Origin of the sequence: Methylobacterium organophilum, from assembly GCF_022533465.1 — a bacterium.
Lineage (GTDB): Bacteria > Pseudomonadota > Alphaproteobacteria > Rhizobiales > Beijerinckiaceae > Methylobacterium > Methylobacterium organophilum.
The window spans coordinates 1,624,161-1,645,960 of record NZ_CP092848.1; the positions used below are offsets into that span (position 1 = coordinate 1,624,161).

19 protein-coding genes and 1 tRNA gene are annotated in these 21,800 nt (G+C 66.4%); 9 read left to right on the forward strand and 11 right to left on the reverse strand.

The annotated features are described in order from the left end of the window. Nucleotides 1–156 precede the first annotated feature (156 nt). Nucleotides 157–4,101 carry a S8 family serine peptidase gene (locus tag MMB17_RS07595; RefSeq protein ID WP_241101655.1) on the forward strand — a complete coding sequence of 1,315 codons (3,945 nt, stop codon included), beginning with the start codon at nt 157–159 and terminating at the stop codon, nt 4,099–4,101. 329 nt (nt 4,102–4,430) lie between these two features. Then, entirely contained in the window at nt 4,431–4,667 is a 237-nt protein-coding gene (locus MMB17_RS07600; protein WP_241102313.1) for a hypothetical protein, read from the forward strand. A gap of 590 nt (nt 4,668–5,257) precedes the next feature. On the opposite strand, the gene MMB17_RS07610 is transcribed toward MMB17_RS07600, so the two are convergent. Further along, the gene (locus MMB17_RS07610) at nt 5,258–6,928 is read right to left on the reverse strand and encodes a methyl-accepting chemotaxis protein (RefSeq protein ID WP_241101656.1); all 1,671 of its coding nucleotides are present in this window, start codon (nt 6,926–6,928) and stop codon (nt 5,258–5,260) included. Nucleotides 6,929–7,724: 796 nt separating this feature from the next. Here MMB17_RS07610 and MMB17_RS07615 point away from each other — a divergent pair. After that, the gene (locus MMB17_RS07615) at nt 7,725–7,988 is read left to right on the forward strand and encodes a hypothetical protein (RefSeq protein ID WP_241101657.1); all 264 of its coding nucleotides are present in this window, start codon (nt 7,725–7,727) and stop codon (nt 7,986–7,988) included. 141 nt (nt 7,989–8,129) lie between these two features. Here the strand turns inward: MMB17_RS07615 and MMB17_RS07620 are convergent, their stop codons facing one another. From MMB17_RS07620 to MMB17_RS07655, 8 genes are all read right to left on the reverse strand, one after another. Beyond that, nucleotides 8,130–9,023 carry an SGNH/GDSL hydrolase family protein gene (locus MMB17_RS07620; RefSeq protein WP_241101658.1) on the reverse strand — a complete coding sequence of 298 codons (894 nt, stop codon included), beginning with the start codon at nt 9,021–9,023 and terminating at the stop codon, nt 8,130–8,132. Beyond that, the gene (locus tag MMB17_RS07625; RefSeq protein WP_241101659.1) at nt 9,023–9,223 is read right to left on the reverse strand and encodes a glycosyltransferase; all 201 of its coding nucleotides are present in this window, start codon (nt 9,221–9,223) and stop codon (nt 9,023–9,025) included. The genes MMB17_RS07620 and MMB17_RS07625 overlap by 1 nt, the downstream gene beginning before the upstream one ends. Before the next feature lie 483 nt (nt 9,224–9,706). After that, the gene (locus tag MMB17_RS07630) at nt 9,707–11,020 is read right to left on the reverse strand and encodes a DUF2142 domain-containing protein (protein ID WP_241101660.1); all 1,314 of its coding nucleotides are present in this window, start codon (nt 11,018–11,020) and stop codon (nt 9,707–9,709) included. Nucleotides 11,021–11,136: 116 nt separating this feature from the next. Next, complete coding sequence (locus MMB17_RS07635) at nt 11,137–11,826, reverse strand: TVP38/TMEM64 family protein (protein ID WP_241101661.1); 690 nt, start codon at nt 11,824–11,826, stop codon at nt 11,137–11,139. Beyond that, the gene (locus tag MMB17_RS07640; protein WP_241101662.1) at nt 11,820–12,593 is read right to left on the reverse strand and encodes a glycosyltransferase family 2 protein; all 774 of its coding nucleotides are present in this window, start codon (nt 12,591–12,593) and stop codon (nt 11,820–11,822) included. Before MMB17_RS07640 ends, MMB17_RS07635 begins: the two co-directional genes overlap by 7 nt. 446 nt (nt 12,594–13,039) lie before the next feature. Then, nucleotides 13,040–13,195: a hypothetical protein gene (locus MMB17_RS07645; RefSeq protein ID WP_241101663.1), complete on the reverse strand. Its 156-nt coding sequence runs from the start codon at nt 13,193–13,195 to the stop codon at nt 13,040–13,042. Nucleotides 13,196–13,824: 629 nt separating this feature from the next. Continuing rightward, on the reverse strand, nt 13,825–14,247 hold the full coding sequence (locus tag MMB17_RS07650) for a hypothetical protein (RefSeq protein WP_241101664.1): 423 nt from the start codon (nt 14,245–14,247) through the stop codon (nt 13,825–13,827). Nucleotides 14,248–14,337: 90 nt separating this feature from the next. Beyond that, a tRNA-Thr gene (locus MMB17_RS07655) sits at nt 14,338–14,413 on the reverse strand. 257 nt (nt 14,414–14,670) lie between these two features. On the opposite strand from MMB17_RS07655, the gene MMB17_RS07660 reads away from it, so the two are divergent. Genes MMB17_RS07660 through MMB17_RS07670 form a run of 3 tightly spaced genes read left to right on the forward strand, consistent with a single transcriptional unit; the run spans nt 14,671 to nt 16,267 of the window. Next, nucleotides 14,671–15,141: a tellurite resistance TerB family protein gene (locus MMB17_RS07660; protein WP_241101665.1), complete on the forward strand. Its 471-nt coding sequence runs from the start codon at nt 14,671–14,673 to the stop codon at nt 15,139–15,141. Beyond that, nucleotides 15,138–15,554, forward strand: coding sequence for a CidA/LrgA family protein (locus MMB17_RS07665; protein ID WP_238309321.1), 417 nt, complete (start codon nt 15,138–15,140; stop codon nt 15,552–15,554). The genes MMB17_RS07660 and MMB17_RS07665 overlap by 4 nt, the downstream gene beginning before the upstream one ends. After that, complete coding sequence (locus tag MMB17_RS07670; RefSeq protein WP_238309320.1) at nt 15,551–16,267, forward strand: LrgB family protein; 717 nt, start codon at nt 15,551–15,553, stop codon at nt 16,265–16,267. The genes MMB17_RS07665 and MMB17_RS07670 overlap by 4 nt, the downstream gene beginning before the upstream one ends. 9 nt (nt 16,268–16,276) lie before the next feature. On the opposite strand, the gene MMB17_RS07675 is transcribed toward MMB17_RS07670, so the two are convergent. Next, on the reverse strand, nt 16,277–18,391 hold the full coding sequence (locus tag MMB17_RS07675) for an ABC transporter ATP-binding protein/permease (protein ID WP_241101666.1): 2,115 nt from the start codon (nt 18,389–18,391) through the stop codon (nt 16,277–16,279). Between the two features lie 167 nt (nt 18,392–18,558). Then, nucleotides 18,559–18,858, reverse strand: coding sequence for a hypothetical protein (locus MMB17_RS07680; RefSeq protein WP_241101667.1), 300 nt, complete (start codon nt 18,856–18,858; stop codon nt 18,559–18,561). A gap of 195 nt (nt 18,859–19,053) precedes the next feature. On the opposite strand from MMB17_RS07680, the gene MMB17_RS07685 reads away from it, so the two are divergent. The 3 genes from MMB17_RS07685 to MMB17_RS07695 all read left to right on the forward strand — a co-directional run bounded on the left by MMB17_RS07685 (nt 19,054) and on the right by MMB17_RS07695 (nt 21,799). Further along, entirely contained in the window at nt 19,054–19,686 is a 633-nt protein-coding gene (locus tag MMB17_RS07685) for a 2OG-Fe(II) oxygenase (RefSeq protein ID WP_241101668.1), read from the forward strand. A gap of 30 nt (nt 19,687–19,716) precedes the next feature. Next, nucleotides 19,717–20,427 carry a hypothetical protein gene (locus tag MMB17_RS07690; protein ID WP_241101669.1) on the forward strand — a complete coding sequence of 237 codons (711 nt, stop codon included), beginning with the start codon at nt 19,717–19,719 and terminating at the stop codon, nt 20,425–20,427. A gap of 118 nt (nt 20,428–20,545) precedes the next feature. Next, the gene (locus MMB17_RS07695) at nt 20,546–21,799 is read left to right on the forward strand and encodes a molybdopterin molybdotransferase MoeA (RefSeq protein ID WP_241101670.1); all 1,254 of its coding nucleotides are present in this window, start codon (nt 20,546–20,548) and stop codon (nt 21,797–21,799) included. The last annotated feature ends 1 nt before the right edge of the window (nt 21,800 follow it).

Here is a 21,800-nt window from a genome sequence, read left to right on the forward strand (position 1 = left end):
GCATCGCCGGGGGGGCTCTGCCCCAGCTCCGCAAAGGTCTCAAGGGGGAAGTTCCGCTGGACGCCGAGGGGGGCGGGCTCGATGATCCGCAGGCGAATCGCGTCGTGATCGGGCTCCGCCCAGTCGGACCGGCGCCACCCTCCCACTGGATCGACCGTGCACAGCCCCATTTCCCTCCGCCTCGCCGTGGCGTCGACGACCTCGCTGGCGGCTTTGCTTTTGTCGGCCGGCACCGCCATGGCGCAGACCGCGGCGAGTTTCGAGACGCCGGAATATTTCGCCTCCCATGCACTGGCGCAGGTCAATGCCGCCGAAGCCTACGCGCTGGGCTTCACCGGCAAGGGCGTATTGATCGGCATCGCCGACACAGGCCTCGATTCACGCCACAGCGAATTCCTCGGGCGGGTGCTGCCGGGCTATAATTTCCTCACCAACCGGACGCTGGAGCCGGGGACCAACTCCGATTTCACGCCGCATGGCACCCACGTCACCGGCATCGCGGCTGCCGCGCGCGACGGCAAGGGCATGCACGGCGTCGCCTTCGAGGCGCAGATCGTGCCTGCGAAGCTCGGGGCATTCGGCGGGCTCGATCTCTATGCCTCGACGCCGTGGCCTTTCCTCGCTTCGCAGGGCGTCTCCGTCATCAATGCGAGTTACAGAATCGGCGGCGAGCCATCGCCGCTCGCTCCAGACGTCACGAACGTGACGCGCAACGAGGTGGTGACGCAGTTTCCTAAGGTCCTAGAGGGCGCGCGCGGCCTCGCCGAGGCCGGCATCCTGATGGTAGTGGCGAACGGCAACGCCGCTCTGCCGAATCCCGACCCTTTACCGGCCCTGCCGCATCTCTTTCCGGAATTGAAGGATAACTGGCTCGCGGTCGGAGCAGTCGACGCCAACAACGTCATCGCCGACTTCAGTAATCGCTGCGGCGTCGCCCGGGACTGGTGCCTGGTGGCGCCGGGCGTCGGCATCTACTCGACACTGCCGAGCCTGCGTAGCTCTCCCACCCAGATGCGCTACGGCCTCGATGAAGGCACCTCCATGGCGGCGCCGGTGGTGACGGGAGCCGCGGCGGTGGTGAAGCAGGCCTTTCCCTGGTTCTCGGCGTACGAACTGCAGCAGACGCTGTTGACCACTGCGACCGATCTCGGAGCGCCCGGCGTCGATGACATCTATGGATGGGGCCTGCTCAATCTCGGCAAAGCGGTGCGTGGCCCGGCGCAGTTCGTCGCCGACTTCGAAACCGATACCAAAGGCTGGTCGGGCACCTTTTCCAACGACATCTCGGGCGTCGGCGGCCTGATCAAGACCGGCCTCGGCACCCTCGAACTCACCGGTCACAACACCTATACCGGCGGCACCGCTGTCTACGGCGGCACCCTGGCCGTCTCAAGCGATGCCAATCTCGGCGCCGCCGGCACCGGCTTGGCCATCGGCGGCGGCACCCTCGAGGTCCTGGCCGACAGCTTCACCACCGTTCGCCCGCTCAAGCTGAGCGGCCCCGGCACCCTCCAGATCGATCTCGGCACCGCCACCTTCGCAGGTCCGATCGCCGACGGCAGCCAGCCGGGCGTGCTCGTCAAGACCGGACCTGGCACCGTTGTCCTATCGGCGGCCAACACCGTCACGGGCGGCGCCTCCATCGAGGCCGGGACGCTGGAGCTGACGGCGGAGGGGAGCCTCGTATCACCGGTGACGGTCCATCAAGGGGCGGGCTTCGTCAACGCCGGCGCCATCGCGGGCGGTGTGACCAATGCCGGCACGCTTTCCACCAGCGGCACGATCAACGGTGGCCTGACCAATGCCGGCACCGTGCTTGCCAGCGCCGGCCGCATCGACGGGGCGATCGCCAACAATGCCGGCCTGCTCGCCGTTTCCGGCCCCGTCGCCAGCAACGGCACCCTGGCCAACGCCGCCGGCGCGACACTCGCCGTCACCCGCAGCTACAGCCTCGCCGGCCCACTCACCAATGCCGGCCTCGTCACGGTCGCCCGGACCGCCAGCCTCACCGCAGCCGCCGGCCTCAGCAATGCCGGGCTCGTCGCCAGCGAGGGCACCCTCACCACCGACCTGACCAATACCGGCATCGCCCGCCTCTCCGGCCAATTCAACGGTACGCTGACCAATGCCGGCCTGCTCCAGATCACCGGCCCGCTCGCCGGTCTCACCACGCTGACCAATACCGGCGCCCTGGACCTCGGCGGCGGCGCCCTCACCGTGGCAAGCCTCGAAGGCTCCGCCTCCGCCGTCCTGGGCAACGGCACCCTCACGGTCACGGGCGCGGCCTCCTCGGCTTACGCCGGCGCCATCCTGGAGAGCACCAGCCCCACCAGCCTGATCAAGGCCGGCACCGGAACGCTCTCGCTCAACGGCACCGGTCGCTTCTCCGGCCCGACCACGATCCAGGCCGGCACGCTCTCGCTCAACGGCGTCTGGACCTCGCCGGTCACAGTCGCGGCCCCCGGCACGCTGCGCGGCATCGGCACCATCGCGGCGCCCGTCACGGTCGCCGGCGCCCTGCGGCCGGGCAACTCCCCCGGCACGCTCACCGTGCTCGGCCCGGTCGCCTTTGCCCCCGGCAGCAGCTTCGGCCTCGACATCGACGGCCCGGGCATCGGCACGGGTGCTGGTAGCTACGCCCGCCTCCTGGCGCTCGGCACCACAGGCACGGTCGCGGCCAACGGCACCCTGGTGCCGGTCCTGCGCGGCATCACCGGCAACGCCACCAACAGCTTCACCCCGGCGCTCGGCCAGCGCTTCGGCGTGCTCGCCGCCCAGGCGGGACTGTCGGGCTCGTTCACCGGGCTGGCCCAGCCGACGGCGGGCTTGCCCGCCGGCACGCGCTTCGACGCGCTCTACGCGGCCACCAGCCTCGACCTCGTGGTGACACCGGCCGCCTACGGCAACCTCGCCGGCCTAGGCCTCTCCCAGTCGGGCAATGCCCAGGCGGTGGGCGCCGCCCTCGATAGCACCCGTCCGGCCGCCGGGACGCGGCCGGACGCGGCGCGGGCGCGGGTGTTCGACCCGCTCTACGCGGCGGACCCGACGACCCTGGCGGGCGGCCTGGCGAGCCTGTCGGGCCAGAGCTACGGCGATGCGGTGATGACCGACCTCGCCGCTCGCCGGCTGATCGCCGACACGATCGACCAGCACCAGCGTGGACTGGGCGGGGGTGCGACTGCGTTCAGCGCGGACGATCTGGGCCTGGGCCCGAACCGCGCGGCGCTGCAGGTGCGCGGTGGCGCCGGGGCTGCCGATCAGCCGCTGGCGGTGGGCGAGGGCCGGGTCTGGGCCGACGCGCTGTACGGGTTCGGCACGCGAGCCGGCGACCGGGCAGCCTCGGGCGCCGGGTTCGATGCGGGCGGCCTGCTGCTCGGCGTCGACCGGCAGGTCGGGGCGGATACGCAGGTGGGCGGGGCGTTCAGCTACCTGCGCGAGGACGGCACGTCACGGGGCGCGGGGCTGGGCCGGTTCGCCAGCGACAGCTACGGCGGCACCCTCTACGCGAGCACCCGCCTGGGCCCGGTGGTGCTGCGCGGCACGGCGGGGGTGTCGTACGCGGACGGTCGGATCGACCGGACGGTGGTGCTGGGCTCGGCGGTGTCGCCGGCGAGCGGCCTGGCCTCGGGCTGGAGCGGCGGGGTCGCGGGCTTTGCCGGATACGTGCTGGCGGCGGGTCTGCCGGTCGAGGTCGTGCCGGAGGTGGGCTTCAGCTACGATCGCCTGACGCGAGGCCGGGTGGCCGAGCGGGGTGGGCTGGCCAGCCAGGGCTTCGTGCTGGTGGATCTCGATGCGGCGCGCAGCCTCGTAGGTGGGCGCGTGACGAACGTGGCTTTCGCGGGCGTTGCGGACCTGCGCCTGGAGGGCCGGGCGTACTGGGCGCACGAGCTCGCCGACACCTACGCGGTCGTGCGCTCGGGGCTGTTCGGGGCGGCGTTCGCGAGCCGGACGAGCGCGCTTGGCCGGGACGGCGCGGTCCTGGGGGTGAGCCTGACGGGTGCCGTCGCGGAGGGCGTGCAGCTGAGGCTGGGTTATACGGGCGATCTGCGCTCCGGCGCCACTGCGCAGGTCTTCTCCGCAGGCCTCCAGGCCGCCTGGTGAGGTCTCCGTGAACCACCGCCCGCGAACGCTCGCGGGTCACGCCGGTCGCGGCGTTGCTGACCGCCTGGGTGTGACGTTCGGCTTCGATGCTCCAAAGCTGTCGCCCGATGCCGCTCACGCGTGCCCCCCGACACCACCGTCCTCAGGAGGCCGACCTCTCCGAAGTCGTATCCTGGCGGGCGTTCTTTCGGCGGCGCCGGTGCCCCTGTGGATCGCCGCGGCAGCAAAGCGTGGCCGCGTGCTCCCGAACACAGCCAAGCCGGGGCGATCCGGTGTAAATCACGACAGACGCCAACAAGACGTCGCATCGACATCAGGAGATCTTTCCCATGACCCATCGCGACACGACCTCGATGACCATCGATCAGGCCGCCGAGCCCGTTCTCCTGTCCGAGGACGCTCTCGATCAGGTGTCGGCTGGGGATTTGGGTGGCGTTATGATCCACACCATGGGCACGGCGATTGGCGGACTTATGATCGTGAGCGGAGACCTCACGACCGGCAAGCGTCTGCTCACTCATCAACCGCAGCTGCTCGCCAAGAACGTCAAGGAACTGTTCAAGTAGCGCTCCTGCGAGGTGGTGCGGGCGATCCCGACGAAGGCTCGGATCTGTATGCCGAGGGCGGCAGCAAGCCGATCACGGCAGTGCAGGCGGCCGGCGAGCTGCACGCGCAGTCCGTGATGGACGCTCTGATGGGCAAGGGCCGTCCAACGCCTGTGTCACCCCAGGATGGCCGAGGCCCGAGCTATCCCAGGCCACCGGCCAGCCTTCGGTAAGCCAAGGCAGTCCCAAGCCTTGCCATTTAGGCCCGCCCGGTTCGCCGCGGCGGGCTTGTTCGTTTTTGTCCGGATCGCTGCCGCACCGGCTACGCCCTGGGAGGATCTCCCGGCGTGCCGGGCTTGGCGCGCCCGTAAGGATTGAACGACGAAGTTCGAGATGCGCTCGCAGCGCTACACGACGCAGATCGCGGAGATGGCGACCGTGTGAGTATGAAATGTGGATTCGATGGTCCAAAGCCGGCGCTGGATACGTTCTCGCGAGGTCGGCAATGGGGTGAATTTGACCCGTCCGCTTCTGCTCCCTGTCGGGGCAGAAGCGGACGCCCGATCAATGATCAAGCCCTATCGTGCTTGCTGAACGCGGCGGGGGCGACGTCAGGCCGCTCGCACGGTGGCGAGGAAGCGAGCGACCTCCGCACCGAGATGTTCGGACTGCCGCGACAGCTCGGAGGCAGCCGAGAGCACCTGGTTCGCGGCCGCACCGGTCTCATCCGACGCCCGAGCGACGCCAGCGATGTTGCTGGTCACCTCCCCCGTGCCCTGGGCGGCCTGGCTTACGTTCCGGACAATCTCCTGCGTGGCCGCGCCCTGCTGCTCGACCGCCGCGGCGATCGAGGTGGCCACGGTGTCGATCTCGCGGATCCGGCCCGTGATGCCGCCGATCGCCGTTACGGCCTGACCGGTGACGCCCTGCACCTCGCCAATCTGACGGGCGATCTCCTCGGTCGCCCGGGCGGTCTGGCCGGCGAGTTCCTTGACCTCGGCGGCCACCACCGCGAAGCCGCGGCCCGCCTCGCCGGCGCGCGCCGCCTCGATCGTGGCGTTGAGCGCCAGCAGGTTGGTCTGCCCGGCGATCGAGGAGATCATACCCACCATGTCGCCGATCCGGGCCGCGGTCTGGCTCAGCGCCTGGACGAGGTCGGCGGTCTGGTCGGCCTCGCCGACGGCTGACTGGGCGAGGCTAGCGGAGCCGGCGACCTGCCGGCCGATCTCCTGCACGGAGGAGCCCAGTTCCTCGGCGGCGGAGGCCACGGTCTGGACGTTGGAGGCGGCCTGCGCGGCGGCGGCGGCCACGGTGGTGGATTGCGAGGCCGTCTCGTTGGCTGTCGAGGTCATCTGCTCTGCCGTGGCTTGCAGCTCGGTCGCGGACGAGGAGACCAAGCTGATGATCCCGCCCACCGCCGCCTCGAAATCGTTCGCCATCTGGCGCATGCCTGCCTTGCGCTGCTCCTCGGCAGCCAATCGCGCTTGCGCGGTCTCAGCTTCGAGCTGGCGGGTTCGGATCGAATTGTCGCGCGAGGCCTCCAGAGCGACAGCAATCGCGCCGATCTCGTTGGTCCGAGTCGTGTAGGGAATCTCTGCCTGGAGGTCGCCTGCGGCGAGACTCTTCATCCGCGCGACGAGGCGGTCGATCGGACGGGTGACGCCCAGGATCAGGTATGCAACAGCCCCGATGCCACCAGCCAACGCAAGGCAGCAGAGGAGCATCGTGAGCCAGATCGAGCGCGAATAGGTATGATCGGCATTCGCTGTGGCCTGTTCACCGCCCGCTATGTTCAAAGCGGTGTCACGTTCGAGAGTATTGAGCGCTCCATCGAAGACTTTGCGCGATGTTTGGAAGAGGTCGTTGAGGGTTGCTTGATCCTTGGCCTGCGCTGCAGCCATCAGCTTCGTGCGATAGGTGAGGTACTCGCTCCATTGCTGCTTGAACGTGTCCCACAGAGTCCTCTCTTCCGCGCTGGAGATCAGAGGCTCGTAGCGGGCTGCGATCGCTTCGGCTTCACGGAACCGCTGATCCGAAACTTTGGTCAGATCACTGACCGGCTCGATTGCGGTGACGAAGCGCGCATCGACGAGGCGTAGTCGAGTGACCTTATACTTGAGTTCTCCCAATTCGCGCACGCTTGGTAGCCAGTTCTGTGAGAGGTCAAGCGCATTGTCGTTTATCGATCGAAGCTGAAAGACGCCGAGCGTCCCTTGCGACAAGATGGCAACAGTGAGCCCGCAAACGAGACTGATGAGCGTGTGTTTGACCTTGAAATTCATAAGCCCCCCAATTGATCATGGTTATTAAATTGGTAATTCGTTAAAATTGATTTAGGTTAAGACTATTTCGCAAGCCAAATTGCTGAAGACGTCTGAATTTGTGATTGAACTCTATAGATTTTCAACCCATACTTGATTTCATGCGGTGCTAGGCGTTGGGCATATAATTGAATAATAGAAACTAAATACGCACCACTTAATCAATTGTTCGACCTATGAAGCCGCCTAGGCACGCCAATAAAAGCGACCGTGGAGATCGGCGCGCTTTTCGATGGATACAATGCAGCGTTTGCCTTTAGGCGAGCGATAGATTGTGCCGAATTTCACCGAATGGCCAAAACTGATTGAAAGATGGGATTTTTCAATCGCTTGATCTTGATCGGCAAGGTCAAGGGCTGCAAGGTGATAGACTAGTCGCACTTCTTCCGGACGACGGGGCTAAACAGGGCGCTATGGAAGCTCCCAAGAAGGCGAAGCGGGTAATCCTGTCCACCGATGAAAAAGGTGAGATCTGATTGCACGCGCGTTAGGCCGAGGCTGCCGGTCTGCAACGTCCGCTCCCGGATGAATCGTTGCAGATCGTCCTATGCGGTAGGAAGAGTGACAGGCCTTAGCCGGCCCGGCCCAGCAGGTGACCGATGGTGTGCGTAACCACGTCGGGCGTTTATCCTAAATCGAAATTCCGTTTAATCGATGTGCTTTTATACGATCTGCAAAATGATCTAGCAACAGAGCTGTCCTACTAATGATCGGAGAATGCGAAGGGTGCTTTGAAGCGCATTCATGGAGATATCTTATGTCTGACCCCAAAGCTGCCCGCGCGGTGGCCGATCAAATTTCCGGCGAGCACACGAGCCCCTTATCCGACCAGCAGCTTGATCAGGTTTCGGCTGGAGTCAGTCTTGGAGATGTTTTTAATAAATTGGCCTATAGTCTGCCTAATAATCTTGGTGAATCATTGATAAGAGTTGGAAAAATGGTCATTGAGCCTTTTAAGAAAGATCACTATCCCAAAAAAGGCGTATTCCACCCCTGCATCGGCGAAAAGCCGAAGCATTGACGCATTTTTATTTGCCGGTACTTGATCGGTTCCTGCCTCTGCTTGGTCAAGCGCAGAGGCAGTATTGGTCGCATAAGAGGGCACGTCTAACAAGCGTGTCTCTCGCGGTGCGGCGATCGAATATATTATCACACCACCGGATCAAATACCTAGGGCGTGAGGGGGATTTTTACACCGCCAGATCGTTGAGCGTTCTTCCTGACAGACTGGAATGTCCTTGAGGTTGAGCCGCGCGCCGCTGATCGCCTCATCTTGTCCTGTTACGGGGTTGCGCCAAGTCTGAGCGCCACAGCCTGAGCTGCTCCATAAGACATGGCTTGCGATCACCGCGATGAACAGGCCCAACGTTGCCGCCGCCAAAACAGCCTGTAGGACGTTTTGGGCGAGGGGAGCGTAGTCGCGCAGGTGCACGCCGTCTTCGGCCATGGCATCGGTGATGCTGAGTCCACTGTCGCCTGCACGTAGGGCTGTAAACGGGTCAAATACATGTCCGCCGTTGGCCTCTGCCAGCTGCCCCAGGCGTGCCGTGTAGGCCAGCACCGCAGCCGGATCACGATGCAGTGCCGCTGTTTCCCCGAGGGGCGGCACGGCCGCAACAAGCACGACCTCTGCGCGGTCGCGCAGCCAGGTCAGAGTCTGGATGACCGCCGCATCAAACCGCCGCTCACTGCGCGGCGACAGCGGCTTTTCCCTCCGGAGGATGTCGTTGCTGCCGAGGAATAAAACTGCAACCCCGGCACGGACTTGGCAGGTCAGGTGCGGAAGTTGTTCCGCGTAGCCTGGCGCGAAAGTGCCGCCGATCCCGACGTTCACCACCGGTAGGCCAGTGAGGAATGGTCCCAGGCATTCGGCATGCGAGTTTCCGGCGAGCAGGAGCGTGCCGGGTGTCATGGTAGCTAGTTCAGCGTTGATGGCCCGAAGTCGCTGCGCGATGTGGCGCTCCACGACCAAGTGGAGTTCGCGGCGGGCGCGGGCATGGGCACGCCAGCGCCGCCAGGAGGGCATACTGTCAAGAGCAGCCTTCAGTGGAATCATCAGCCGGCCGCTCTAAGCTTTACGCGGCAAGCGAGCGTGAAGCTCAGCCAGCTCTCCGAAACGGTTCCGTCAGCGCTGGCATCGTCAATCAGAATGATGTCGTCGACGATGTCCCGGGGGATCTCTTCCACAGTCCTGCGCAGTGTGCGGCTGGCATTATAGGCGGGCAGGACGACGGTGACGGACTGTCCGTGCAGCATGGTTCGATCGTTCCGTCTCCTGACCCGCCTCGACCGCAGCGGATGCAGCTGCAGCTGCGAGGCCCGTTTCTTTCCGCGTCAGAGCTGAGGAGGGCTATCGGACACCGAGCCCTCAACCGCGTCTCCGACTCGAAGGTTTGTGGGAATTTTTCACACGCAATTGCTATGCGAGCCGACCGCTTGTCATGTCAAGCTTGATCGGATCCGCGCCGGCTCGGTCCCTGGGCCTTGTCGCCAACCGAAATTGCGCGGCTGCCAGCGCGAGTGCTGCGATCGTCCGCTGGGAGCACGGCCTCGACCGTCCGCGGCGCGAATAGGAGGAGGAATAGGTCGCGCCCGTTCAGGTCGCCTGGGCCGTCGACCACGGCGTCCACTTCCACGGTGATCGGCACGTCACCGAAGCGGATGGCAAGAGCGACTGAAAGCTGGGATGGCCCAGGGCTTGACCTCGGTCGGTAAGGTCAAGTGTCACCGATCGCCGCGTCAGGCCATGAACCAAGGGATCAGGCCACCGAGGGCTGCAGCCACATAAGGGAGCGCGCCGAACAACCGCACCTCGCGTAGGGGACCCAAGCCGCGAATGCAGGGAACGAGGAGCGGCAGGAGCGGCAGCAGGTATCGTCCCTGAGGACCATCGACACGGGCATAGCCAACGTTGGTCCAAGTTAGGTACTGCGACAATACGATTGCCCAAAGGCAAACGAGGGTCGCAATGGCCAGGAGAGCGCTGTCCCGACCACGTAGCTCGGCCCTGCGATGGTCGCGTGCCAGAGCCGCCCCGCACAGGGCCACGAACCAGGCCACGTAGAGAAAAGGAGGAAGAGGGCAATCAAGCCAACCTAGAATCCCGATCGCTCCAGCGCCAAGCCAGAGGATATGCTTCAACGTCGCGAGATAGGTCGCCGGAATGGTCAGAAACCTGGACGGTTCCGCCAGCAGAACGCGGAGTTGTGCGCCGGGATCAGTCCCATCGAAGAGAGCGGGGCGAGATCCCAGCCAGAGCGGGCCCGCCTCGTAGGGAAGACGAGGGACCGGCGTCGCCACAAAGGCCGCAGCATAGCCTGCCCAGATCAAGCCCGGGAGAAGGGCGAGGCTTGCCAAGATCAGCGTTCTGAGGATCGCTCCGCGCGTACGGGACAGAGGCACGAGGAGCAGCGCCGCGAGCGGCGCATAAGGGGGCTTCGCCAACACGATCAGCGCGATCAATACCGCGGCACCGACTGTCGAAGGCTGCAGGCGTCCGCAGGATGCGGTGTCCCAGCCACGCGTGGCCAGCGCCACCGCCAGAGCGGAAGCAGCGATGATGAGGCCGTCGTGGTTGTAGGATCCGGCGAGCGACAGGGACATCGGCAAGGCCAGCAGACCGAATAACAGGACGCGTTCGCGCCTAGCCAAGGCCAAGGTAGCGAGTGCGAGGGCCGCGTAGGCGAGAGCGGCCGCGAGACGGCCGAGCCGCGCAGCCCAATACGGGCCAAGGCCGGCTGCCCGCCCCGCACCGAGGCCTAGGGCAGCGGGCAGATAGAAGATTGGGCAGTAGGTGCCGATCGTATAGATCGGGAAGAAAGCGGGCTTCAAACTCCAGGGCAGATCCTGCGGCGTCGGTACGGACAGGCGCATCGGGTGGCGCGGGTCGTCAAAATCGCGCGTCCGGCTCAAGCTTCTCCAGACGGGATCGACCGTCACCCCGGCCGCGCTCGCGACGCGGCCATCCGGCAAGCTTTGGAACTCACGATGCGCGATGAGCTGTCCGTCGATGAGGCTTGCCGTCCGCATGAGATGGGCCGGCTCGTCGGCCACATCTCCGATCGGCGACAGGAGCGCAAACCAGAGGCAGAGTGGGAATGCTAGTAGGAGGAAACCCGCGATGCAGGCAGGTGCACCGAAAGGATTGGCCATACGCGTCAGGAACGGCTTCACCGGGAGGGCCGCTCAAGTGTGTGACTATCCGTCTCGCGCGCGAGCGCGCGCCGGAGCCAGAGTAGAACCGCACACGTCGCAGCGAGTCCGAGAGTGAGAAGAACGCCTTGAGTGGAAGCGTTCAAGCCCACTCGACCGGCGCTGCCGATCAAGACGAACACGAGGAGTGCAGGCTGAGCGGCAACCGTCCCAGCGAGATAGGCCGCACTCGAAATACCACTGAACCCCAGGGCCCAACTCGTGAGGGCGAACGGCATCACGGGAGAGAGACGGAGCAAGCAGACCGCCTGCCACCCTCCGCGCGCGAGAGCGGCCTGGATGGCTTCGATCCGGGATCGTGCCAGCGGGTTCGGGCTGGGCTTGAGGTGGCGGGCGAGTGCGAAGCTCAGCCAAGCTCCCGCGATGGTGCCAACGGAGGCCAACGCGAACCCTAAGACAGGGCCATACAGGGCACCGGCCAGGACGCCGATCAGCGAGGCTGGTAGCAGCCCGCTCGCTGCGATCGTGACCTGAAGCAGAACTAGGACGATCCAGCCGCCAGGCCCGGCACCCTCGGCAAAGGACGTAATCCGCGCCTGGACGACTCCGACCATCTCTGGCGCCAAACATCCGACCGCGGCGCTCGCCAGCGCGACAAAGGCGAGCGCGGCCGGAACGAAGCGGGCGGTCGACTGCGCCTTCAGCATCCAAAGGTCGGCAGGTGATCCTGCACGCCTGCCGAGAAAAGCGACGACCGCTTCAGGCCCAGAAGGTGGGCCCGGTAGGCAAGTGAGGTCTCCAGCACGCCGCAGCCATAAATCACACTGCGGCGGAAGCTGATCGAGGACGCCTCTGGGAAGTAGCGGGTAGGACAAGAGATCTCGCCGACGCGAAAGCCGCCATGGATGGCTTGGGCAAGCATCTGGTTATCGAAGACGAAGTCGTCAGAGCAGCGAAGCAGCGGCAATCTTTCAAGAAGCCGTCGGCTCCAGGCACGATAGCCGGTATGATATTCGGAGAGCTTCTGACCGAGTAGCAAGTTCTGGACGAGCGTCAGGCCGCGGTTAGCCAGATATTTGTAGAGCGGCATGCCGCCGGAGAGGGCGCCTTTGCCGAGAATGCGGGAGGCGAGAACTGCATCGTACTCGCCCGAGACGATCATCGAGGCCATCGCAGTGACGAGACGCGGGGAGTATTGATAGTCGGGATGGAGCATGACCACGATGTCCGCTCCTCGCTCAAGCGCCACCCGGTAGCAGGTCTTTTGGTTCGCGCCATAGCCGCGGTTATGGGGATGCAGGACCGTGAACAATCCGAGTTCGCGGGCTAGCGCGACGGTTCCGTCAGCGCTGGCATCGTCAATCAGAATGATGTCGTCGACGATGTCCCGGGGGATCTCTTCCACAGTCCTGCGCAGTGTGCGGCTGGCATTATAGGCGGGCAGGACGACGGTGACGGACTGTCCGTGCAGCATGGTTCGATCGTTCCGTCTCCTGACCCGCCTCGACCGCAGCGGATGCAGCTGCAGCTGCGAGGCCCGTTTCTTTCCGCGTCAGAGCTGAGGAGGGCTATCGGACACCGAGCCCTCAACCGCGTCTCCGACTCGAAGGTTTGTGGGAATTTTTCACACGCAATTGCTATGCGAGCCGACCGCTTGTCATGTCAAGCTTGATCGGATCCGCGCCGGCTCGGTCCCTGGGCCTTGTCGCCAACCGAAATTGCGCGGCTGCTAGCGCGAGTGCTGCGATCGCTCCTCTTCGTGACAGCTCTCTGCACGATGATCGGGTGTCGCCTAACGGAGGCGGGGACTGCAACGTCGTTGACCTACGGGCCCTTGGCCATCTCGTTGCAGATCATCGGGCGCGGCAAGAGGGCGATGGGCCTCGGCCGCTCTAATCACTGCCTATGAAATTCCATCTTTCAATGAAGCGCTTCTTCGAGCCCTACCTCAAACTGCAAATAAGCGATTGCACGAACCAACGCTTCAGAGACTCTTGCTTGTTGAGCCTCTAATTCCATGTCAGAGAGTATAATTGAAATCGAATATTTATCTTCTGACGAATAGTTGGTTGACAAGCAATCAAATATCCAATTTAATTCTAGCTCGAATCGGGCTTCGATAGACACATTAGGCATGGATGCAACCTCATATATTTCATGCGCCATCAAATTTATAGTAGTTTATTTTCTTAATATACCCCTGAGGAAAATTTTAAGCAAAAATTGAAAAGAAGCGACTCGGCACAATCTAAAGTTGTCGCCGGGCCCGCCCCCTCACCGATTACATTGCGGGGGGGCGCGGCTGCGGAGAGCGAAGCCTCCGCAACCGAGACGTTCGCCCATTGCAGAGCTGTCGCTAAGCGATCGCATGATCAAGTGCGCCAAGCGTAACAGCCCGATGTCAGCAAAGTGAGGAAGTCAGCGGCTGGTAAAGCGTTGCCGCACCACAACCTAAAATTCGTGGACCAATCGATAGAAATTCGCCAGGATCGATATGGGGGGCTGGGTCCAGATCGAGGCAGGCTAATTTGCCCTACAAAGCGCTGATCGATGATAAAGTTGAGCATGAATTGCTCATGTTTTACGAACTGGCGCTTCAATTGGAATAAATCTCGCGACAGGAAGAATATTCTTGGCTTGCCGAGCCCGCGCGACGGATTCTGCTCGAGATCGGCCACATCTTTGGCAAAATTTTGAGCCATAGACTACAGAATACTGATAATTATCTCTGACTGCGAGAAAATCAAACAGTGCAAGGGTTCGATCTGAGGTTGTGGCCATCCTGAGTTGAGATTCCGCTTGAGAAGGTGGCGCTCTTCAACTTTCAGATAGTGCTTGAGGCGCTCGATCCCCCACCCCTGACATGCGGGTGCGGCGAGGATAGCGCGGTGCAGTGCGGCCCGGCATCGGCTTGCCTCTTGGTCAAGCAAGGTGTTGCCCACGCTTGGTGGTGATTCGACCGCTGCAGCCGAGTCGACACCTAACCCCTGTTCCAGCTGAAATGGGTAAGTGCTCGGGTCGGCGATGTAGGCGCTCACTGTGGTGTCCAGATCCCTGTCCATCACCTGGAGCTGGGCGTGGAGGTCAGCGACGATCATAGGTCGGGAGGCACGGTTCGAATCGGCCATGCGGCAGAGCGAAAAAAGGGGTTTTGGGGGAATATCTGGGGAGTTCGGCGCCTGCCGCCGCTCCGATCAGCTCTAAGTCATTGAAATTGTTGGTGCCGCAAGAGGGATTCGAACCCCCGACCCTCTCATTACGAATGAGATGCTCTACCAGCTGAGCTATTGCGGCGGCGCGCTCGCGGCGAAAGGCCGGAACGATCGGGGATCCGTCTAGACGGGCCGTGCCGCCTTGGCAAGGCGTTCGCGTGCACGGAAACGGTGCGATCACCGCGAGAGCGACCCTGTCGCGCAGCCGGCCAGCCGATGCAACTGGGACACGCAGGGCCCGGAACCGGCCGCCCGGCGTCGGAAGGCGGGTTCGCTCGCTTGACGGAGGCTCGGCCCGCAATCGAGGCTGGCGGGGCTCCGCTTGTTCAGGGACGGGTCATGGCCCTCGTCGACCGACTCATCGCCTATGCCGCCGCCGCCTTCGGCCGGCCCGCCGCGCCCGACATCGCCCCGGAGGAGGAGGCGCCCATCGCCGTGGTCGCCCTCCTCGTGCATGTGGCGCGGGCGGACGGGGTGCTGGCCGCGGAGGAGATGGAGCGCCTGGTGCGCCTGGTGCGCACGCACTATGCCGTCTCGGAAGCGGAGGCGCGCAGCCTGATCGCCCGCGCCGGCACCTTCGAAGCCGAGACCCGCGACCTTGCGGGGCTCGTCGAGGGCATCGGCGCGACCGACGAAGCCGAGCGGGCGCGCCTCGTCGCCATGGCCTGGTCGGTGGCGGGCGCGGACGGCGCGGTGCACGAATTCGAGGAGGCGCTGGTCTGCCGCCTCGGCACCCTGTTCGGCCTCGACGAGGCGCGCGTGGCCAAAGCCCGGGCGGCGGCGGTTTCCGCGATCCCGCCTTCGGCATGATCGTCGCCCTCGCGCTCATCCTGTCGGCGCAGCTCCTCGGCGAGGTCGCCGCCCGCAGCATCGGCCTGCCGGTGCCCGGCCCGGTGATCGGCATGGCGCTGATGCTCGGCTTCCTCTGCCTGCGGGACGCCTCGCCCCGCGCATCTGCGCGGATCCTGCCGCCGCCCCTCGTCGACGGCACCGTCGAGGACACCTGCAAGCGGCTGCTCGCGCATCTGTCGCTGATGTTCGTGCCCGCCGGGGTCGGTATCGTCGGCCGGCTCGACGTGCTCGCCGCCAACGGCCTCTCTCTCGCGATCGTCCTGCTCGTCTCGGTGGCGGCCACCCTGACGGCGACGGTGGCGACCTTCGTCTGGGTGTCGCGCCTCGTGGCGCGCCGGTCGGGCGACACGATGGGCGGCGGGGAGTCGTGAGCGGCGAATTCGCCCTCTGGGTCTATCTCTCCCGCACGCCGCTGCTCTGGTTGACGGTGACCCTGATCGCCTACGCCGTCGCCGACCGGGTCTCGGCGGCGACCGACCGGCATCCCCTGGCCAATCCCGTCCTGCACGCGATCTGGATGACGGGCCTCGTCCTGAAGCTCACCGGCACGCCCTACCCGACCTATTTCGAGGGCGCGCAATTCGTGCACTTCCTGCTCGGGCCGGCCACCGTGGCCCTGGCGATTCCCCTCTACGAGCGGCGCGTCACCGTGATGCGCGCCCTGGTGCCGATGCTCGCGGCGCTGGCGGTCGGCTGCGTGACGGCGCTCGGCACCGCGATGGTGCTCGCCCAGGCGCTCGGCATCCCGCATCCGGTCATCGTGGCGCTGGCGCCGAAATCCGTGACGACCGGCGTCGCCATGGGCATCAGCGAGACCCTGGGCGGTGACCCGACCCTGACCGCCGTGCTCGTGATGATCACGGGGGTGGCCGGCGCGGTGATCGTCTCGCCGCTGATGGCGCTCCTGCGCGTCACCGACATGCGCGCCCGCGGCTTCGCGGCGGGGCTCGCCGCCCACGGCCTCGGCACGGCCCGGGCCTTCCAGGTGAGCGAGGTCGCCGGCACCTTCGCCGGCATCGCCATGGGGCTGAACGCCTTCCTCACCGCGATCCTGGTGCCGGTGGCGGTCAGCCTGCTGCGCTGAGGTTCTCCGTCACTCCGCCGCGGCCGGGGCCGGCAGGGCCTTGGGCACGAAGCGGCCGTCATTGGCCGGCTGCAGGTCGATGCGGGCGTCGTGATGGGCGTGCAGGGTCGAGCGGTGGCCGATCGAGACGATGGTCGTGCCCGGCAGCTTCTCGCGCAGCATCGTGTAGATCTTGGCCTCGCTGTCCTCGTCGAGGGCGGCGGTGGATTCGTCGAGGAAGAGCCAGTCCGGCTTGGCGAGCACGGCCCGGGCGATGGCGAGGCGCTGCTGCTCGCCGCCGGACAGGCGCTGGTCCCAGGCGTCGACCTCGTCGAGGCGCTCGGCGAGCTGGGGCAGCTGCGCGGCGACGAGGGCTTCCTTGATCGCCGCGTCGGAGAACTGGTCGGTGGTGCTCGGATAGACCACCGCGCCCCGCAGAGTGCCGAGGGGCAGGTAGGGCCGCTGCGGCAGGAGCAGGGCGGACTGGCCCGCCGGCACGTCGATGCGGCCCTTGCCGAAGGGCCAGATCCCGGCGATCGCCCGGAACAGGGTCGACTTGCCCGAGCCCGAGGGGCCGGTCACCAGCGTGGCGGCGCCCTTGCGCAGGGACAGGCCCTCCGTGCGCAGGATCTCGCGGCCGTCCGGCAGGCTCAGGCCCAGATCCTTGGCGGTCACGTCGCGGCCGGTCTCGTTGCCCTGGACGAGGCCGTAGCCGGCCCCGGTCAGCGCCTCCGCCTTGGTCATGGCGCGCTTGAAGGAGGCGAGGCGGTTGGTGTTCGCCTTGTAGGAGGCGATCGTGGTGTAGGAGCTGATGAAGAACGAGAGCGAGGACTGCACGCTGGAGAAGGCGTCGCCCGTCTGCTGGAACTGGCCGAGGGTGATCTTCTTGGCGAAGTAGGAGGGCGCGGCGAGGATGTAGGGGAAGACCACGCTGATCTGGCTGTAGGACAGCGTGAAGCTGCCGAGCTTGATCCGCCGGTAGATGATCCCGAGGTAGTTCTCGATGATCGAGCCGAACAGGCCCCAGAGCCGCACCGTCTCGGCGCGCTCGCCGCGCAGGAGCGCGATCTGCTCCGAGTAGATGCGCGAGCGGGCGAGCGAGAAGCGGAAATCGGCCTCCACCTTCTCCTGCCGGAAGTCGAGCCCGATCAGGGGGCGGCCGATCACGTGGGTGAGCCAGGTGCCGACCACCGCGTAGCCGACCACGAGCCAGACCAGGAAGCCCGGCACCACCATTTCGGTAAACGGCAGGATGAAGTCCCGCGACAGGCCCCACAGGATCACCATGAAGGAGACCAGGGTGGCGGCTTGCGAGAGCAGGCGGATCGAGAGCGTCGTCGTCTGCTGGATGAACAGGTTGACGTCGCTCTGGATGCGCTGGTCCGGGTTGTCGGCGTGCTCGCCGGTGAAGGCGATGCGGTAATGCGTGCCGCCGTCGAGCCAGCGCTCGTAGAGGCTGCGGGTCAGCCAGGTGCGCCAGCGGATATGCAGGCTCGCATCGACGAAGACGTCGAGCATCCCGATGATCACCCAAACGGTGGCGAGCGGCCCGAACACCCAGACGAGCTGGTACCAGAACACGTCCGCCTTGTATTCCTGCAGGGCGTTGAAGAGGTCGCGGTACCAGAAGTTCAGGCGCAGCTGCAGCGCCACCTGCGCGAAGGTGATGAAGATCGAGAGCGCCACGAGGCGCTGGCCGATCCGGCCCTCGGTGGTGCCGAGGAAGCGGAACGGGCCGATCTCCTGCGTCGGCTGGCCGCGATCGGCGAAATAGGGATCGGCGATCAGGGTGATGGCGCGGATCGGCTCCAGATAGGAGATCGCGAGCACGATTCCGGCGAAGACCACGGCGCCGGTGGCGGCGAAGTCCGGCGGCAGCAGGGCGGCGAGCGTGCCCGGCAGAAGGCCGAGCCCCGCCGCCTGCTTGGCGAGCGCCAGGAACAGGTAGCCGACGCCGTAGACCGAGACGAAGACCTTCAGATAGGCGGAGAGATTGGCGGAAGCGAGCAGGATGCCCGCCATCACGAAGCCGGCGAGCGACACGTAGAGGGGCGGCGCGGGCATGCCCGGCGCGAGCAGCAGCGCCAGTGCGACGAGTCCCGTCAGGACGGCCTGGATGCCGAGCCCGCTCTTGAGTGCGGCCACGCGGGTTCTCCTTCACGTTCTCGCTCCCGGTCTCGGAACCGGGAGGCGCCGCCGCCTGTGCGGGCGCGCCATGGCGAGATAGTGGCGTGGAAGCCCCTCCGTCTCCTGAAATTTTTGTAATCCGCACCGGCGAGGGGCGGCCGCGTGCCCGCCGGGGCCGGCCGGGGCTACTTGTCCCAGTCCCAGTCGTCGTAATCGGGCTCGCGGCAGCGATAGCCGATCGGGCATTGCGGGTTGTCGCGGGTCGGCACGAAGCGCAGCTCCGCGATCTCGGTGAGCTCGCAGAAGCCGCGGTCGCGCACGAAGTGCTCCCGACCCAGCGGGGTGGTGAAGCTGGCCGAGCCCTCCCGGCGCACCAGGGCGATCGCCTCGTCGCAGGTCGTGCGCAGGGTCGAGGGGGCCGGTTGTGCAGCTGCCGGCAACACGGCGAACGTGCCCTCCAGCAACGCGAACGCGACGGATTTCATCGAACGCACCGGCCGTCGCTCATTCTCTGGGCCCAAGCTTGAGCATAAGGGGTTCGTCGGGCGCCGCAAAGGCCTTGCCGCGGGCTTGCCGCAATCGAGCAGTCTACGATTGCGGCCGGGCCCCGAAGGCCCTTAACAATTCGTGACGCGCGCCTATTCTGGACCGCCGCGTCGCGCCTGGGACGGATGCCGACCATGACGGGCCTGTCGATCCTCAACCTGGAGGCCGTGCGCGCCGCGCCGGTCTCGCGCGATCCCTACACGTATTTCCTGGGCAACGGCGTCCTCAACGAGGCGGCGATCGACGAGATCCGCCAGGATTTCCCGGCGATCGCCAAGCCCGGCTACCTCACGGTGGACGAGGTGGCGCTGAAGGGCCGCTTCAAGGCGCTGATCGACGAGCTCGAGAGCGACGAGTTCTCCCGTATCCTCGGCGACAAGTTCGGCATCGACCTCGTCTCCTGCCCGCGCCTGACCACGATCATGAAGCGGAGCCAGCTGAAATACGGCTCGATCCACACGGACGGCCCGTCCAAGGTCATGACCCTGCTCGTCTACATGAACGATGCCTGGGACGCCCCGGCCGCCGGCCGCCTGCGGGTGCTCTACGACGGCAAGAACTACGCGCCCTTCGCCGTCGAGGTCCCCCCGACCATGGGCACGATGTTCGCATTCCTGCGCTCGGACAATTCCTGGCACGGCCACGAGCCCTTCGAGGGCGAGCGCCGCGTGGTGCAGGTGGCCTGGGTGAAGGATGCGGCGGAACTGGAGCGCAAGAAGAAGCGCAACCGCACGGCCCAGTTCCTGAAGGGAATCTTCGGACGCTGACGGGGAGGCCGCGGCGCGGCTCTGGAACGGATGCAGGGGGCGATCATCCTCGACGAGGGGCCGCAGGCGGAGCCGGATAGGGCGCCCGCCCGGGGCCGCCTGCGCCTCGTGCTGCCGATGGCGCTCGCCGCCGGATGGGGCGCGCTGCTGACCTTTGCCGGGCTCGTCCTGTTCGACGATTTCGGCGCGGAGACCCGCGCGGCGCAGCATCGGGAGAGCGTCGCCAATGGGGACGAGAGCGGCGAGGACCTGCTCCGGCCCATGGGGCTCGCCGCGCCGGCCCGCCGCTGGCGCGATCCGGACGAGACCGGCGCCCGGGCCGAAGCGCCCCGTCGCATCGCGATGGCCGCTGTCGGAAACGACGCGTCCTTCCCGCCCCAGCCGCCGGTCGAGGCCGCCCCGCCGCCGGTGGCACCCGCCGCGGCCACGCCCCTGTCGAGCCCCGCGGCGGACTATGTCGGCACCTGGGGGCCGACGGCGGCGGCCTGCGGGGCGCCCTCCCGCCGCCGCGGCTACATCCCGGCCACCATCAGCCAGGACGGGGCGCAGGCCGGCCGCACCCTCTGCCGCTTCCGCAGCGGGCATCGCGAGGGGCCGACCTGGGCCATGACCGCCGAATGCAGCGAGCGCGGGCGGCGCTGGACCTCGCAGGTCCGTCTCCTCGTCGAGGGCGACCGTCTGGTCTGGACGAGCGCGAAGGGCACCACCGCCTATATCCGCTGCGGCCGGCGCAACGGATGATCCCGCCTTGCGCCCTGGCTTTTCCCGTCCACAGGGTGCAGGGAAGCCACAGCCCGTGCGGAACGCTCCGGAGAGAGCGCGTGCCGGGTCGCGACGGAAGCGCCACGATGGGACGCCGATGGCCGGCTTGAGGGATGATTGCGTTCAGGAAAGCGAAAAACTGCTTTCCATCGAGGCCGCCGTGGCGCGGCTCATTGAGGCCCTGCCCCCGGGCGCCGGTCGCGAGACGGTGGCCCTCACCCAGGCGGACGGGCGCGTCGCGGCGGAGGATGCCTTCGCGCGCAACGACCTTCCCCCCTTCGACAATGCCGCGGTCGACGGCTACGCCGTCCGCTTCGCCGACCTGCGGGCCGACGCGCCGACGCGGCTGCCGCTCGGCGGCCGGCTGCCGGCGGGCGCATCGGCGGAGGGGCTCGCCACGGCGGGCGTCGCCCATCGCATCTTCACCGGCGCCCCGATCCCCGCGGGCGCCGACACGGTTTTCATGCAGGAGGACGTGCGCGTCGAGGACGGTCACGTGCTCCTGCCGCCTGGCCAGTCGCGGGGCGCCAATCGCCGGCGGGCCGGCGAGGATGTCGCCAAAGGCAGCCGCGTGGTGCCGGCCGGCCGGCGCCTGCGCCCGCAGGATCTGGCGCTCGCCGCCGCGGCCGGCCTCGACGCCCTGAGCGTTCGCCCTCGCCTGCGCGTCGCGGTGTTCTCCACGGGGGACGAACTGGCCGAGCCCGGCGCGGATCTGCGCCCCGGGCAGATCCACGACGCCAACCGGGCGATGCTCCTCGGCCTTCTCGCCCGGCTCGGCACGGGGACCGCGGATCTCGGCATCCTGCGCGACGATCCCGTGACCCTCACGCGGCGGCTCGCGGAGGCCGCGACGGCGCACGACCTCGTCCTCACCTCCGGCGGCGTCTCGGTGGGAGAGGAGGACCACGTCAAGGCAGCGCTGGCGGCAACGGGCCGGCTCGACCTGTGGAAGCTCGCGATCAAGCCGGGCAAGCCCGTGGCGGTGGGGCGGATCGGCGAGACGCCCTTCGTCGGCCTGCCCGGCAACCCGGCCGCAGCCTACGTCACCCTGCTGTTCGTGGTGCGCCCGCTGCTCGCCGCGCTGAGCGGGGAGCGCTACGCCCCTCCCCGGGCGCAGCCGGTGCGCGCCGCCTTCACCCACCGCCACCAGCCCGGCCGCCGGGAATTCGTGCGGGTGAGCCTCGCTGTCGGCCCGGACGGGACGGCCGAGGCCCGCAAGGACATGCAGCAGGGCTCCGGCATGCTGAGCTCGCTCACCGAGAGCGACGGCCTCGCCGTGATCCCGGAAGCCATGGGCAACGTGACCGAGGGGGCGGTGGTCGGGTTCTACCCCCACGCCCTGCTCTGGTAGT